General features: G+C 44.5%; 9 protein-coding genes, 3 rRNA genes and 1 other annotated feature (1 of these 13 cut by a window edge). All 12 genes read right to left on the bottom strand.

What is annotated here, in order from left to right; genetic code table 11:
- Positions 1–200 (bottom strand) — a binding site (T-box leader); it reaches 18 nt to the left of the window's first position.
- Between the two features lie 42 nt (positions 201–242).
- Positions 243–1,706 carry a glutamate--tRNA ligase gene (gene gltX, locus BCM40_RS00605; RefSeq protein WP_065527583.1) on the bottom strand — a complete coding sequence of 488 codons (1,464 nt, stop codon included), beginning with the start codon at positions 1,704–1,706 and terminating at the stop codon, positions 243–245.
- Between the two features lie 42 nt (positions 1,707–1,748).
- Positions 1,749–2,249, bottom strand: coding sequence for a 2-C-methyl-D-erythritol 2,4-cyclodiphosphate synthase (gene ispF / locus BCM40_RS00600; protein ID WP_008432451.1), 501 nt, complete (start codon positions 2,247–2,249; stop codon positions 1,749–1,751).
- Positions 2,246–2,941, bottom strand: coding sequence for a 2-C-methyl-D-erythritol 4-phosphate cytidylyltransferase (gene ispD, locus BCM40_RS00595; RefSeq protein WP_065527584.1), 696 nt, complete (start codon positions 2,939–2,941; stop codon positions 2,246–2,248). The genes ispF and ispD overlap by 4 nt, the downstream gene beginning before the upstream one ends.
- Before the next feature lie 30 nt (positions 2,942–2,971).
- Positions 2,972–4,051, bottom strand: a complete 1,080-nt coding sequence (locus tag BCM40_RS00590; protein ID WP_065527585.1) for a PIN/TRAM domain-containing protein — start codon at positions 4,049–4,051, stop codon at positions 2,972–2,974.
- Positions 4,052–4,143: 92 nt separating this feature from the next.
- A complete protein-coding gene (gene radA, locus BCM40_RS00585; protein WP_065527586.1) occupies positions 4,144–5,520 on the bottom strand; it encodes a DNA repair protein RadA in 1,377 nt (458 codons plus the stop codon).
- Positions 5,521–5,581: 61 nt separating this feature from the next.
- A complete protein-coding gene (locus tag BCM40_RS00580) occupies positions 5,582–8,044 on the bottom strand; it encodes an ATP-dependent Clp protease ATP-binding subunit (protein WP_065527587.1) in 2,463 nt (820 codons plus the stop codon).
- Entirely contained in the window at positions 8,041–9,132 is a 1,092-nt protein-coding gene (locus BCM40_RS00575; RefSeq protein WP_065527588.1) for a protein-arginine kinase McsB, read from the bottom strand. The genes BCM40_RS00580 and BCM40_RS00575 overlap by 4 nt, the downstream gene beginning before the upstream one ends.
- Positions 9,122–9,655 carry a UvrB/UvrC motif-containing protein gene (locus BCM40_RS00570; RefSeq protein ID WP_065527589.1) on the bottom strand — a complete coding sequence of 178 codons (534 nt, stop codon included), beginning with the start codon at positions 9,653–9,655 and terminating at the stop codon, positions 9,122–9,124. Before BCM40_RS00570 ends, BCM40_RS00575 begins: the two co-directional genes overlap by 11 nt.
- A 12-nt stretch (positions 9,656–9,667) precedes the next feature.
- Positions 9,668–10,138 (bottom strand): CtsR family transcriptional regulator, encoded by a 471-nt coding sequence (locus tag BCM40_RS00565; RefSeq protein ID WP_008432439.1) that lies wholly within the window; start codon positions 10,136–10,138, stop codon positions 9,668–9,670.
- Positions 10,139–10,430: 292 nt separating this feature from the next.
- Positions 10,431–10,546, bottom strand: a 5S ribosomal RNA gene (gene rrf, locus BCM40_RS00560).
- Between the two features lie 75 nt (positions 10,547–10,621).
- A 23S ribosomal RNA gene (locus BCM40_RS00555) occupies positions 10,622–13,554 on the bottom strand.
- Positions 13,555–13,758: 204 nt separating this feature from the next.
- Positions 13,759–15,309 (bottom strand): 16S ribosomal RNA (locus tag BCM40_RS00550).
- The 16S, 23S and 5S rRNA genes sit together here, the layout of an rRNA operon.
- Positions 15,310–15,468 lie beyond the last annotated feature (159 nt).

Raw genomic sequence — 15,468 nt, 5'->3', positions numbered from 1 at the left:
CGCGGTTCCACTCTGATTAAAAGAACAAAACGTCCTTTTCTCTCGAAAGCCTATAACGCAGGCAAAACGTCTGGTCTACTTGTTTCGACTCAGCACTCGGAGAGGCATTTCCATGCAGCAGTGGCACAGATCCTTTTCAGCCGGTGAGGATCTTCTCTAAAGAGCTTGCTGCATGTACTTCTTCTCGTCATCGTTTTAATGATAGTAAATTCATTTTACACCGTCAGCCGAATAAGTCAACGTTACGCACTTGCGTATTGTGCTACGCGTGCAATTGCTTTGTCTTTTCCTAATAAAGAAATCGCATCTGGTAGTTCAGGACCGTGCATTTGGCCAGTAATAACCACACGAATTGGCATAAACAAGTTTTTGCCTTTATGACCTGTTGCTTTTTGAACCGCTTTGATTGCCGCTTTAATTTCAGCGGGTTCAAAATTTTCTAAGCTAGCCAATTGCTCTTTAAATGCGGCCATCACTTCAGGCACTTGTTCTCCAGCTAACACTTCTTTTTCAGCTTCGCCATATGTTAAATCGTCAGTGAAAAATTGTTCTGATAGCTCAGTAATTTCAGCACCATAGCTCATTTGATCGTGATACAAAGCAACAAGCTTGTTTGCCCATTCTGTTTGTTCTGGTGTCATTTCTTCTGGCAATTTCCCTGCTTTTTGCAAATGCGGAAGTGCTAATTTCACAACTTCTTCAAGCGGCAGTTGTTTAATGTATTGGTTGTTCATCCACATTAACTTTTGCTTGTCGAACATCGATGGCGATTTAGACAAACGTTCTACATCGAAAATGCGAATAAATTCTTCTTTCGAGAAAATTTCTTCTTCTCCTTCTGGAGACCAGCCTAGAAGTGCAAAGAAGTTAAATAACGCTTCCGGAATATAGCCTAATTCTTTATATTGTGAAATAAACTGTAAGATCGACTCATCGCGTTTCGATAATTTCTTACGATCTTCGTTAATGATTAACGTCATGTGACCATAGCTCGGGTAATCCCAACCAAATGCATCGTAGATCATCATTTGTCTTGGTGTGTTCGACAAATGCTCTTCTCCGCGGAAAACATGAGAAATCTTCATCAAATAATCATCAATAACAACAGCAAAGTTATACGTCGGAATCCCTGTCGTTTTAACCATTACCCAGTCGCCAATATCTTTTGATTCAAATGAAATCGGACCGCGTACTAAATCGTTAAATTCATAAGTTACGTTTGTAGGAACTTTTGCACGAATACTATACGTCTTACCCGACTCTTCTCTTTCAGCCACTTCTGCCGCCGTTAAGTTACGGCAAGTTCCGCTGTATTGAGGAGCTGCAATACCCGCTGCTTTTTGTGCATCGCGTTCTACTTCCAACTCTTCAGGAGTACAGAAACATTTAAAAGCCAATCCTTTTTCGAGCATTTGATCTGAATGCTTTTTGTACGTATCCAAACGTTCCATTTGACGATAAGGACCGTATTCTCCGCCAACATCAATAGACTCGTCGTGTTCAATGCCTAACCATTTTAAGTTATCCAACTGAGACATAATCCCTGTTTCGATATTACGAGCCGTATCTGTATCTTCAATGCGAACAATGAATTTCCCGTTGTTATGACGTGCAAATAAATAATTAAATAAAGCTGTACGAGCGCCCCCGATATGCAAATGGCCTGTCGGGCTTGGTGCGTAACGTACGCGAACTTCTTGTGTCATTTTATTTCCTCCTAAAATATCGTTTATCCTTTTACTATTCTATCACTCTGGCACATCAAGAGAAACTGGGTGTTTTGTTAGTAGGATCACTGCAAGCGCAGCAATTCCTTCTTCACGCCCAACAAATCCGAGGTGTTCTGAAGTTGTAGCTTTGACACTAACTTGCGAAATATCTGCTTCAAGTAAGTTAGCAATCGATTCGCGCATTTGTTCAATATAAGGTGCCAATTTCGGTTTTTGCGCAATTACAGTGCAATCCACATTGCCAAGCTCATAGCCTTGTTCTTTCACGTATTGCCAAATATGCGTTAGTAATTTACGAGAGTCTGCGTTTTTAAATTCCGGATCTGTGTCTGGGAAATGCTTGCCTATATCGCCTCCACCAATTGCGCCAAGTGCCGCATCTGTGATGGTATGCAATAATACGTCTGCATCTGAATGACCAAGAAGTCCTCGGTCGTGTTCGATTTCAACGCCACCTAAAATAAACGGGCGTCCTTCTGCTAATTGATGCACATCATAACCTTGCCCAATTCGAATCATTTCTGTTCCTCCTGTAAGCGACTTTCCAGAATGGCTCTTCCATAAATCAAATCATCTGGCGTCGTCATTTTTATATTTTCGTATGTACTCTCAACAATCGCGACAGGGTAATTTAACCGTTCAACAAGCATCGCTTCATCTGTTCCCATAAAGCCATCGTTGTGAGCTTTTTGAGCTGCTTCTAACATTAATGAATAACGAAATGCTTGTGGCGTTTGAATCATCCATAATTGATTGCGGTCTACTGTTTCTGAAATAATGCCATTTTCTGCTTTTTTAATGGTATCTTTTACCGGAACAGCGGCTATTGCTGCACCAGACGTGTGAGCTGTTTCCACTAAATTCGCAATGACTTCTTTGTCGATAAATGGCCTTGCTGCATCATGAACCAAAACAACGCCACAAGGTGGAATCGCTTCGAGGCAAGCTCTCACACTATCTTGCCGTTCCGTTCCCCCTGTAGCGTAACCTTGTACTTTTGTTAAGTTATAGCGTTTTACATAGTTTTCAATTAGTTCCCGCTCTTGCTCTTTTACCGCCAACCAAATCGCATCACAGTTTGAATCTTGTTGAAAAACTTCTAATGTATATAGAAAAATAGGCTTACCGAAAAGTTCGAGTAATAATTTATTTTTATCAGCTTTCATTCGTTTCCCACTGCCAGCAGCAGGCAAGACGACTGTATAATTCATAAAAAACATCCTTTATCCATATGTTGCACGTTATTTGCTTTCACGCGGTTTCGCAAAAATCATTCGGCCTGCAGAAGTTTGCAGCACACTCGTAACGGTAACGTTGATCGCTTGACCAATAAACCCTTTACCGCCTTCAATGACAATCATCGTCCCATCGTCTAAATAAGCGACACCTTGATTTTGCTCTTTGCCGTCTTTAATGACTACGACATGCATATCTTCTCCTGGAATGACCACAGGTTTTACAGCATTCGCTAAATCATTAATATTCAATACCGGAACATTGTGCAGTTCACACACTTTATTGAGGTTAAAGTCGTTAGTAACCACTTTGCCGCCCATTTTTTTCGCAGCGCGCATTAGTTTCAAATCGACTTCGCTGACTTCATCGAAACTTTCTTCTGTAATCATAATAGCATCTACACGCTCGCTTTGGAGACGCTTTAAAATATCCAACCCTCGCCTACCGCGAGTTCGTTTCAACGTATCTGATGAATCGGCGATGTGTTGCAGTTCGGACAAAACAAATTGCGGTACGACAAATGTACCTTCCATAAAGCCAGTTGCAGAAATGTCTGCAATTCGTCCATCGATAATGACACTCGTATCGAGCAACTTATAAGATGTTTTTTCAATCGGTTCTTCTATTTCCGGCTTTCTTACTGGGACGAATTTAGCGGGTGTTAACATTGTTACCATTTCCTCACGCTTTTGAAACCCAACTTGAAACCCTAAATAACCAAGTACTACTGAAAGTACTAACGGTGCTACTGTCGCCACAAGTGGAATATCAACCGTGCTTAACGCAAATCCAACTAAAAACGCCACCACAAGTCCAATAACCATCCCGACCGTTCCAAATAAAAGGTCCGGGGTTGGGGCGCGCAACAACTTCTCTTCCATCCATTTCATAAAATGAATCAATGAATCGACAAATAATAAAGATAAGATGAAAAAGATAAGAGCACCAACAATTGCTGCTACATAAGGATTACTGATCCACGGATTGTCGAGAAGGGGAATAAGTTCAAATGCTGATGGTAATAATAAAATTCCGATCGTCGCACCAATAAGTAAAAACATTATTTGAATAATAGGTCTTAACACGAGCTCCACCTCCTTTTTTAATTATACACATTATAAAACAAGAACGCTCCAAAGACATATGCCTAGAAATAAAAGGAGGCAACATTGCCTCCTTACTGTGGAAAAATCTCTTTTAATGCATCGTTAACACTTTCTACACCCACTACGCGAATTCCTTCCGGATAATCCCAGCCACCTAAATTAGACGCTGGAATAATGGCACGCTTAAATCCTAGTTTTGCTGCCTCTTGAACGCGTTGCTCAATACGTGATACACGTCTCACTTCACCGGTCAACCCGACTTCGCCGATTATACAATCATACACATTTGGTGCTTTATCACGGAAACTCGATACAATACTTGCTAACACAGCCAAATCAATCGCTGGTTCGTCGAGTTTTACACCTCCTGCAACTTTAATATACGCGTCTTGAGCTTGCAAAAGCATACCTACACGCTTTTCAAGCACCGCCATCAATAAGGTGACCCGATTGACATCAATTCCCGTCGCCATCCGCTTCGGGTAATTAAAGCTGGAAGGCGTGACTAATGCTTGGATTTCCACCAAGATGGGCCTTGTTCCTTCCATTGAAGCGACAACGGTTGAACCAGCCGAACCACTCGAACGCTCTTGTAAAAATAACTCTGATGGATTCAGTACTTCTTTTAATCCACTTTGAAGCATTTCAAAAATCGCGATTTCATTCGTAGAACCAAAACGATTTTTAACACTACGTAAAATGCGGTACGTGTGATGGCGTTCGCCTTCAAAATACAATACCGTATCTACCATATGCTCCAAAATACGTGGTCCTGCAATTTGACCTTCTTTGGTTACATGCCCAACAAGGAAAATCGCAATGTTTTTTGTTTTAGCGATTCGCATCAATTCTGCCGTACTTTCTCTTACTTGGGTCACACTACCTGGTGCAGACGTGACTTCAGGGTGATGAACGGTCTGAATTGAATCAACGATAACAAAATCAGGTGCTACATCTTCAATGGTATGGTGAATCAATTCAAGGTTTGTTTCAGCATAAATGAACAACTCTGAAGAAGTTGCATCTAAACGTTCTGCACGCAATTTAGTTTGGCGAATTGATTCTTCTCCGGAAATATATAATACCCGGTTTCCACCGTTTGCAAGCATCGCTGATACTTGCAATAACAAAGTTGATTTTCCGATACCCGGGTCCCCACCAATAAGCACTAATGACCCTGGCACAATGCCTCCACCAAGTACACGGTTTAGTTCGCTTAGTTCCGTTTCTACTCGTGGTTCGTCTTGTGTTTCAATCGCATTGATAGGCGTCGCTTTTTGCGGAACAGATGCACTATGTTGAAAAGAACCGCGTGTGCCTTTAGGAGCTTGGACTTCTACTTCTTCTGTCATCGTATTCCATGATGCGCATCCTGGACATTTCCCCATCCACCTGGCTGATTCATAGCCACACGACTGACAAATAAATTTCGTCTTTTTCTTAGCCATGCGTACCTCCTTAAATAGAAAAACCGCTCGCCGGAAAGTAACTCCGGAGAGCGGAATGTTCTTATTTTTTTTCTATTGCTATTTCTTTTGCTTTTTCTGGCTTACTTGTTCGAACGATAAATTCATCGCCTTCAACATCAAAGATCATTTTTTGTCCTGATAGAGCCGTACCTTTCAATAACTCTTCTGACAAGCGATCTTCTACATGTTTTTGAAGTGAACGACGCAATGGACGCGCCCCGTATTCTGGATCATATCCTTCGTTTGCTACTTTTTCAAGCGCTGCATCTGTTAATTCCAATTCGATATCCTGCTCTTTCAGGCGATCTACCAATTGTTTTGTCATCAAGTTCACAATTTCTCTTAAGTTATCTTTTTCAAGAGAATGGAAGACAATCATATCATCTACACGGTTCAAGAATTCTGGGCGGAATGCTTTTTTCAATTCAGCAAGCATTTTCCCTTTCATATCTTTGTAATCCGTTTTTGCATCTTCCAAATTAAAGCCAACATATTTATTGTATTTCAACTCTTCTGCCCCTACGTTTGAAGTCATGATAATAACCGTATTACGGAAATCGACTCTGCGACCTTTTGAATCCGTTAAACGACCATCTTCAAGAACTTGCAACAGAATGTTGAAAACATCCGGGTGAGCTTTCTCAATTTCATCAAGAAGTACTACAGAATAAGGTTTTCTACGAACTTTTTCTGTTAACTGTCCGCCTTCTTCATATCCAACATAACCTGGAGGTGACCCAACCAAACGCGAAGTTGAATGTCTTTCCATATACTCGGACATGTCGATGCGAATCATCGCTTCTTCATCGCCAAACATAGACTCTGCTAAGGCACGTGCTAATTCAGTTTTACCAACACCTGTTGGACCAAGGAAAATAAACGATCCAATTGGACGTTTTGGATCTTTCAACCCTGCACGCGCACGTCGAATAGCTTTAGAAATTGAAGTTACTGCTTCATTTTGCCCAATAACACGGTTATGCAAGATAGACTCCAAGTTCAACAATTTATCTGATTCTGTTTGTGCCAGTTTCGAAACTGGAATACCCGTCCACATAGAAACGACTTTCGCAATATCTTCTACTGTCACTTCAGACTCTTCTTTGCCTTGTTTTTCTTTCCATTCTTTCTTCGTTTTATCTAATTGGTTTTGCAGTTTTTGTTCAGCATCACGAAGCGAAGCCGCTTTTTCAAACTCTTGGCTTTGAACAGCTTCATTTTTCTCAGAACGTGCCGCTTCTAAACGAGATTCCAACTCTTTTAAATCTGGTGGAGTTGTATAAGAACGAAGTCTTACTTTCGATCCGGCCTCATCGATCAAATCAATTGCTTTATCTGGTAAGAATCGATCCGAAATATAGCGGTCTGACATTTTAGCCGCTGCTTCAATTGCTTCATCCGTAATTTTCACACGGTGATGCGCCTCATAACGATCGCGCAAGCCACGAATAATTTGAATCGATTCTTCAACTGAAGGCTCATCTACTTGAATTGGTTGGAAACGACGCTCAAGAGCTGCATCTTTTTCAATATACTTACGGTACTCATCTAACGTTGTAGCACCGATACATTGAAGTTCTCCACGTGAGAGTGAAGGTTTCAAAATATTAGACGCATCAATCGCCCCTTCTGCACCGCCAGCACCAATTAATGTATGAAGCTCATCGATAAAAAGAATAACGTTACCTGCTTGACGAATTTCATCCATCACTTTTTTCAAGCGATCTTCAAATTCCCCGCGGTATTTTGTTCCTGCAACTACAGTACCCATATCCAAAACCATAACGCGTTTGTCACGCAATGTTTCAGGAATTTCATTGTTAACGATTTGTTGAGCCAATCCTTCAGCAATCGCTGTTTTACCAACACCAGGTTCACCAATTAAAACTGGGTTATTTTTTGTTCTACGACTCAACACTTCAATCACACGTGTAATTTCATCGCTTCTGCCAATTACAGGATCCAACCCGCCTTCACGAGCGACTTGTGTCAAATCACGAGCTAATCCATCTAATGTTGGTGTATTCGCCGATGCATTCGGGCTCGTCCCTGTTGACGTCTGCTCATTGCTGCCTAGAAGCTGTAATACTTGCTGGCGCGCTTTATTCAAGCTAACACCGGCATTTCCTAACACACGAGCTGCAACGCCTTCTCCTTCACGAATAAGCGCTAATAGTAAATGTTCTGTTCCTATATAAGAGTGACCCAATTTACGGGACTCATCAACTGACAATTCAATAACTTTTTTGGCTCTCGGTGTGTAATGCACAATTGGACCGACTTCTTTTTCGCCGACTCCAACCAATTCTTTAACACCTTCTTCGATCAACTGTGTATTCACTTCAATCGCTTCAAGAGCTTTAGCAGCAATCCCCCCACCTTCACGAATCAAACCGAGAAGAATGTGCTCTGTACCGATTGATTCATGTTTCATGCGAATTGCCTCTTCTTGAGCTAACTGAAGAACTTTTTGTGCGCGTTGTGTAAATCGATTAAACATCATGCAAGATCCTCTCCTTCACTATTTATACCGTTTTTATTCAACCTCTCTCGGAACAACTTCGCCCGAGCAAAATCGCGTTCTTTCGGTTGCAGTGGCTTGTCTGCATATTGCTGTAAAAATGCCGGCTGCATAAAAATCATTAACTCATTCAAAATCGACATATCTACATCTTGAATCATTTTTAAATCTATACCCAAACGAACATCTGACAGACACGTCGCAGCTTCTTCTGTCGTCAGCAGTCTCGAATGGGTAAGAACGCCAAGTGAACGATATATCCGATCTTCTAATACCACTGGGGAATTTAATGCAATTGCTTCACGCGCTTTGCGTTCTTGTTGGATAATTTGCTCTGTCATGTTTTCTAGGTCTTGAAGAATTTCGTATTCTGATTTTCCAAGAGTCAATTGGTTAGATATTTGATAAACATTTCCTAAAGCTTCACTACCCTCACCATAAATGCCTCGAACTACCATTCCAAGTCTTGAAATAGCGGGAATGATTCGTTGGATTTGATGAGACATAGTTAAAGCAGGCAAATGAAGCATAACGGATGCCCGCATCCCAGTACCTACATTTGTTGGACAACTAGTTAAGTATCCATGTTTTTCATGGAAAGCATAAGATAAATTTTTTTCCAAAAGAGAATCTAGCTCATTTGCTATTTTATATGCTTGCTGAAGTTGAAACCCTGACTGAAGACTTTGAATTCGCAAATGATCTTCTTCATTCACCATAATACTCAGCTCTTCGTTATCAGACAACAAAACAGAACCTGAGTGATGACTATTTATAAGATAAGGACTAATTAAATGTTTTTCTACCAGTATCTCTTTTTGCAACTCAGCTAGCTCTTCAATACTGATATGGCTAAAAGTATAGTCTAATTCATTTCCTTTATCTAATAATACAGACGAGATTTCTTTGTCCACTTTGAGTGCTTCATCTTCTGTAAAAGCATATGGGAATTTAAAATTGTTTAAATTTCTGGCCAACCTAACTCTCGTACTCATTGCAATATCTACATTTTTACCATCGTTAGCCATCCAGCTACTTGCATGGGGTTGAAGAAAACGCTCAACTGCCATCCTGGATACCCCCTTCAAGCTTTGCACTTAGAACTTTTACTTCATCTCTTAATCTAGCAGCTTCTTCAAAATGCTCACCTTGAATGGATATTTGCATTTGTTTTCGAAGTTCTTCAATTTCTTTTTTTATTTTTAAAGTTGTGCCGTAAGAAGCTGGAATTTTACCGGTATGTTCTATATTCCCATTATGGAAGCGTTTAAAGATCTCATTAAGCTGCGGGGAAAACGCATCATAACAAGAAGCACATCCGAACTTCCCGATACGTAAAAATTTAGAGAAAGTGAAGCCACAGGAAGGACAAGTTGCTATTTCCTTTCTGACTGGGTTAATGGATGCTTGCGCATTAGGGAACCAATTTGATAATAACTGATGAATAGCTAATGGATCTTGTTCAAAAGCAATATTAATACTATGGTTTTCAGCAGCACAGATATGACATAAATTCCGTTCAACCATCTGTCCTTGTTGCTGTTGTTTAACTATAACTGATGCAGAACGCTCTCCGCATTGATCGCAAATCATCTTTTCACCTCTTTATGTGTTTGTTTGATATTTAATTGTGAAGAGCATCGCTATAAGAATACGTGCTCTAATTTCATCACGTGTTGGAAGAGGGAGAAGCAAAGTACCCCGATCGATGGCACTAAGAATTAGTTTAGCTTCTCGCTTGGAAATAATTTCTTCATCAAGTAGTCTAAAAACGATATCTTCTGCCATTATCTGCGTAGCTCCATGTTCCAATCGCTCAATAACTTCTGCTATAACATCTGATTTTTGATGGAGCCGAATTCTTTTAATGCGAATATACCCTCCGCCACCACGCTTACTTTCTACCAAGTATCCCCGATCAACAGTAAACCGAGTATTTATAACATAATTTATTTGAGATGGAACACATTGAAATTTTTCTGCCACTTCACTGCGCTTAATTTCAATATGGTCTCTCTCGCTTAATTCGATAACTTGCCTCAAATAACCTTCAATTACATCCGAAATGTTCCGCATCGCTTTCACCTCTTCGATACATAATATGAAAAAGTTGACTTTGACTATATTTGACTTAATTATACAACAAGTTTTTTACACTTATCAAATAGTAAGTATCGAAATTGATAATCAAACAAAAAAGCCTTTCAGTTACTTCAATAAAGGCTTCAGTTATATTAATTTCATTTTAAATTTTTGTTCCTGTTTTATTCACTATAACTGCTATCTTATAAGCAATTCATAATGTACCTTGTATTTATTTTCATACAAAAAAGCCGTTACCGGAATCGGTAACGACTTTCTTTTTATGGCCCAGCGACGTCTTACTCTCACAGGGGGAAACCCCCAACTACCATCAGCGCAAAAGAGCTTAACTGCCGTGTTCGGGATGGGAACGGGTGTGGCCTCTTTGCCATCATCACTGGACTATTTGGTTGAGTGCTTGTTCACTCAAAACTGGATAAACGACATTGGAACGGGCAAGTCTTCGCATACATGGTTTTGGTTAAGTCCTCGATCGATTAGTATTCGTCAGCTGCACATGTCGCCACGCTTCCACCTCGAACCTATCTACCTCATCGTCTTTGAGGGATCTTACTTGCTTGCGCAATGGGAAATCTCATCTTGAGGGGGGCTTCGTGCTTAGATGCTTTCAGCACTTATCCCGGCCACACATAGCTACCCAGCGATGCCCTTGGCAGAACAACTGGTACACCAGCGGTGTGTCCATCCCGGTCCTCTCGTACTAAGGACAGCTCCTCTCAAATTTCCTGCGCCCGCGACGGATAGGGACCGAACTGTCTCACGACGTTCTGAACCCAGCTCGCGTACCGCTTTAATGGGCGAACAGCCCAACCCTTGGGACCGACTACAGCCCCAGGATGCGATGAGCCGACATCGAGGTGCCAAACCTCCCCGTCGATGTGGACTCTTGGGGGAGATAAGCCTGTTATCCCCGGGGTAGCTTTTATCCGTTGAGCGATGGCCCTTCCATGCGGAACCACCGGATCACTAAGCCCGTCTTTCGACCCTGCTCGACATGTACGTCTCGCAGTCAAGCTCCCTTCTGCCTTTACACTCTGCGAATGATTTCCAACCATTCTGAGGGAACCTTTGGGCGCCTCCGTTACTCTTTAGGAGGCGACCGCCCCAGTCAAACTGCCCGCCTGACACTGTCTCCCAAGCCGATCAGGCTTGTGGGTTAGAATTTCAATACAACCAGGGTAGTATCCCACCGACGCCTCCTCCGAAGCTGGCGCTCCGGGCTCTAAGGCTCCTACCTATCCTGTACAAGTTGCACCAAAATTCAATATCAGGCTACAGTAAAGCTCCACGGGGTCTTTCCGTCCTGTCGCGGGTAACCTGCATCTTCACAGGTACTATAATTTCACCGAGTCTCTCGTTGAGACAGTGCCCAGATCGTTACGCCTTTCGTGCGGGTCGGAACTTACCCGACAAGGAATTTCGCTACCTTAGGACCGTTATAGTTACGGCCGCCGTTTACTGGGGCTTCAATTCGCACCTTCGCTTGCGCTAAGCACTCCTCTTAACCTTCCAGCACCGGGCAGGCGTCAGCCCCTATACGTCACCTTACGGTTTTGCAGAGACCTGTGTTTTTGCTAAACAGTCGCCTGGGCCTATTCACTGCGGCTCTCTCGGGCTATACACCCTACCAGAGCACCCCTTCTCCCGAAGTTACGGGGTCATTTTGCCGAGTTCCTTAACGAGAGTTCACTCGCTCACCTTAGAATTCTCTTCTCGCCTACCTGTGTCGGTTTGCGGTACGGGCACCTCCCGCCTCGCTAGAGGCTTTTCTTGGCAGTGTGAAATCAGGGACTCTGAGACTCAGTCTCTTGCCATCACAGCTCAACGTATCAGGAATGGGATTTGCCTCATTCCACGCCTCACTGCTTGGACGTGCACAACCAACGGCACGCTCACCTTATCCTTCTGCGTCCCCCCATTGCTCAAACGGCGGGGAGGTGGTACAGGAATATCAACCTGTTGTCCATCGTCTACGCCTATCGGCCTCGACTTAGGTCCCGACTAACCCTGAGCGGACGAGCCTTCCTCAGGAAACCTTAGGCATTCGGTGGACGGGATTCTCACCCGTCTTTCGTTACTCATACCGGCATTCTCACTTCTAAGCGCTCCACCAGTCCTTCCGGTCTGACTTCAACGCCCTTAGAACGCTCTCCTACCACGGATCTCTTACGAGATCCATCCACAGCTTCGGTAATCCGTTTAGCCCCGGTACATTTTCGGCGCAGTGTCACTCGACCAGTGAGCTATTACGCACTCTTTAAATGATGGCTGCTTCTAAGCCAACATCCTGGTTGTCTAAGCAACGCCACATCCTTTTCCACTTAACGGATATTTGGGGACCTTAGCTGGTGGTCTGGGCTGTTTCCCTCTTGACTACGGATCTTATCACTCGCAGTCTGACTCCCAAGCATAAATCACTGGCATTCGGAGTTTGTCTGAATTCGGTAACCCGGGATGGGCCCCTAGTCCAAACAGTGCTCTACCTCCAGGATTCTCAATCTTGAGGCTAGCCCTAAAGCTATTTCGGAGAGAACCAGCTATCTCCAGGTTCGATTGGAATTTCTCCGCTACCCACACCTCATCCCCGCACTTTTCAACGTGCGTGGGTTCGGGCCTCCAGTAAGTGTTACCTTACCTTCACCCTGGACATGGGTAGATCACCTGGTTTCGGGTCTACAACTGCATACTCTGTCGCCCTATTCAGACTCGCTTTCGCTGCGGCTCCGCCTTCTCAGCTTAACCTTGCATGCAATCGTAACTCGCCGGTTCATTCTACAAAAGGCACGCCATCACCCATTAACGGGCTTTGACTACTTGTAGGCACACGGTTTCAGGATCTATTTCACTCCCCTTCCGGGGTGCTTTTCACCTTTCCCTCACGGTACTGGTTCACTATCGGTCACTAGGAAGTATTTAGCCTTGGGAGATGGTCCTCCCAGATTCCGACGGAATTTCACGTGTTCCGCCGTACTCAGGATCCACTCTGGAGGGGCAAGGTTTTCGGCTACGGGGCTGTTACCCACTGCGGCGGACCGTTCCAGGTCGCTTCGCCTAATCCTACCTTTTGTAACTCCGTATAGAGTGTCCTACAACCCCAAGAGGCAAGCCTCTTGGTTTGGGCTGATCCCGTTTCGCTCGCCGCTACTCAGGGAATCGCATTTGCTTTCTCTTCCTCCAGGTACTTAGATGTTTCAGTTCCCTGGGTCTGCCTTCTCATGTGCTATAGATTCACACATGGATACTACTCGATTAAAAGTAGTGGGTTCCCCCATTCGGAAATCTCCGGATCACAGCTCACTTACAGCTCCCCGAAGCATATCGGTGTTAGTGCCGTCCTTCTTCGGCTCCTAGTGCCAAGGCATCCACCGTGCGCCCTTTCTAACTTAACCAATGGTTAATTAAAAAGTTGTGACTAAAAGTCACGCGTACTTGAATTTCTTGCATTTGTTTCAATGTCGTTTTATCCAGTTTTCAAAGAACAAGTTGTTGAAAGTCACAAAAAAAGGCGTTGCCGCCTGAAGGTGAACCTTCAAAACTGAACGCAAAACGTCAACCCCGGAGCGCTAGGCGCCCGGTTCCGAATTTATCCTTAGAAAGGAGGTGATCCAGCCGCACCTTCCGATACGGCTACCTTGTTACGACTTCACCCCAATCATCTGTCCCACCTTCGGCGGCTGGCTCCACAAGGGTTACCTCACCGACTTCGGGTGTTACAAACTCTCGTGGTGTGACGGGCGGTGTGTACAAGGCCCGGGAACGTATTCACCGTGGCATGCTGATCCACGATTACTAGCGATTCCGGCTTCATGCAGGCGAGTTGCAGCCTACAATCCGAACTGAGAACGGTTTTATGGGATTGGCTCCCCCTCGCGGGTTGGCAACCCTTTGTACCGTCCATTGTAGCACGTGTGTAGCCCAGGTCATAAGGGGCATGATGATTTGACGTCATCCCCACCTTCCTCCGGTTTGTCACCGGCAGTCACCTTAGAGTGCCCAACTAAATGCTGGCAACTAAGATCAAGGGTTGCGCTCGTTGCGGGACTTAACCCAACATCTCACGACACGAGCTGACGACAACCATGCACCACCTGTCACCACTGTCCCCGAAGGGAAAAGTGTATCTCTACACCGGGCAATGGGATGTCAAGACCTGGTAAGGTTCTTCGCGTTGCTTCGAATTAAACCACATGCTCCACCGCTTGTGCGGGCCCCCGTCAATTCCTTTGAGTTTCAGCCTTGCGGCCGTACTCCCCAGGCGGAGTGCTTAATGCGTTAGCTGCAGCACTAAGGGGCGGAAACCCCCTAACACTTAGCACTCATCGTTTACGGCGTGGACTACCAGGGTATCTAATCCTGTTTGCTCCCCACGCTTTCGCGCCTCAGCGTCAGTTACAGACCAGAAAGTCGCCTTCGCCACTGGTGTTCCTCCACATCTCTACGCATTTCACCGCTACACATGGAATTCCACTTTCCTCTTCTGCACTCAAGTCCTCCAGTTTCCAATGACCCTCCACGGTTGAGCCGTGGGCTTTCACATCAGACTTAAAGGACCGCCTGCGCGCGCTTTACGCCCAATAATTCCGGACAACGCTTGCCACCTACGTATTACCGCGGCTGCTGGCACGTAGTTAGCCGTGGCTTTCTGGTGAGGTACCGTCAAGGTACCAGTAGTTAGTTGGTACTTGTTCTTCCCTCACAACAGAGTTTTACGATCCGAAAACCTTCGTCACTCACGCGGCGTTGCTCCGTCAGACTTTCGTCCATTGCGGAAGATTCCCTACTGCTGCCTCCCGTAGGAGTCTGGGCCGTGTCTCAGTCCCAGTGTGGCCGATCACCCTCTCAGGTCGGCTACGCATCGTCGCCTTGGTAGGCCATTACCCCACCAACTAGCTAATGCGCCGCGGGCCCATCCTGCAGTGACAGCCGAAACCGTCTTTCCGTGCAGCCTCAGGAGAGGCCGCAAACTATTCGGTATTAGCACCGGTTTCCCGGAGTTATCCCGATCTGCAGGGCAGGTTGCCCACGTGTTACTCACCCGTCCGCCGCTAAACCAGAAGGAGCAAGCTCCTCTGGTTCCGCTCGACTTGCATGTATTAGGCACGCCGCCAGCGTTCGTCCTGAGCCAGGATCAAACTCTCCATTATAGAGTAGTGTTGATTGCTCAATACTGCTGGCGTATCGCCGTCCGAAGACGCACGATTCGCTTTGATCTGCATACTGCTGATCAGTAAGTTTTGCGCGGGCCGTTTTGCGCGGCCGTTGCTGTTTGTTGACGTTTTGCTGTTCAGTTTTCAAGGTTCAGT

This window comes from Planococcus donghaensis (assembly GCF_001687665.2).
Taxonomy (GTDB): Bacteria; Bacillota; Bacilli; order Bacillales_A; family Planococcaceae; genus Planococcus; species Planococcus donghaensis.
This window is presented reverse-complemented; position numbering and strand designations above follow the sequence as displayed.

Bases quoted from the DNA above. Each gene is read 5' to 3' on its own strand.
- gltX (WP_065527583.1), bottom strand. From the start codon at position 1,706: ATGACACAAGAAGTTCGCGTACGTTACGCACCAAGCCCGACAGGCCAT.
- ispF (WP_008432451.1), bottom strand. From the start codon at position 2,249: ATGATTCGAATTGGGCAAGGTTATGATGTGCATCAATTAGCAGAAGGA.
- ispD (WP_065527584.1), bottom strand. From the start codon at position 2,941: ATGAATTATACAGTCGTCTTGCCTGCTGCTGGCAGTGGGAAACGAATG.
- radA (WP_065527586.1), bottom strand. From the start codon at position 5,520: ATGGCTAAGAAAAAGACGAAATTTATTTGTCAGTCGTGTGGCTATGAA.
- BCM40_RS00580 (WP_065527587.1), bottom strand. From the start codon at position 8,044: ATGATGTTTAATCGATTTACACAACGCGCACAAAAAGTTCTTCAGTTA.
- BCM40_RS00575 (WP_065527588.1), bottom strand. From the start codon at position 9,132: ATGGCAGTTGAGCGTTTTCTTCAACCCCATGCAAGTAGCTGGATGGCT.
- BCM40_RS00570 (WP_065527589.1), bottom strand. From the start codon at position 9,655: ATGATTTGCGATCAATGCGGAGAGCGTTCTGCATCAGTTATAGTTAAA.
- BCM40_RS00565 (WP_008432439.1), bottom strand. From the start codon at position 10,138: ATGCGGAACATTTCGGATGTAATTGAAGGTTATTTGAGGCAAGTTATC.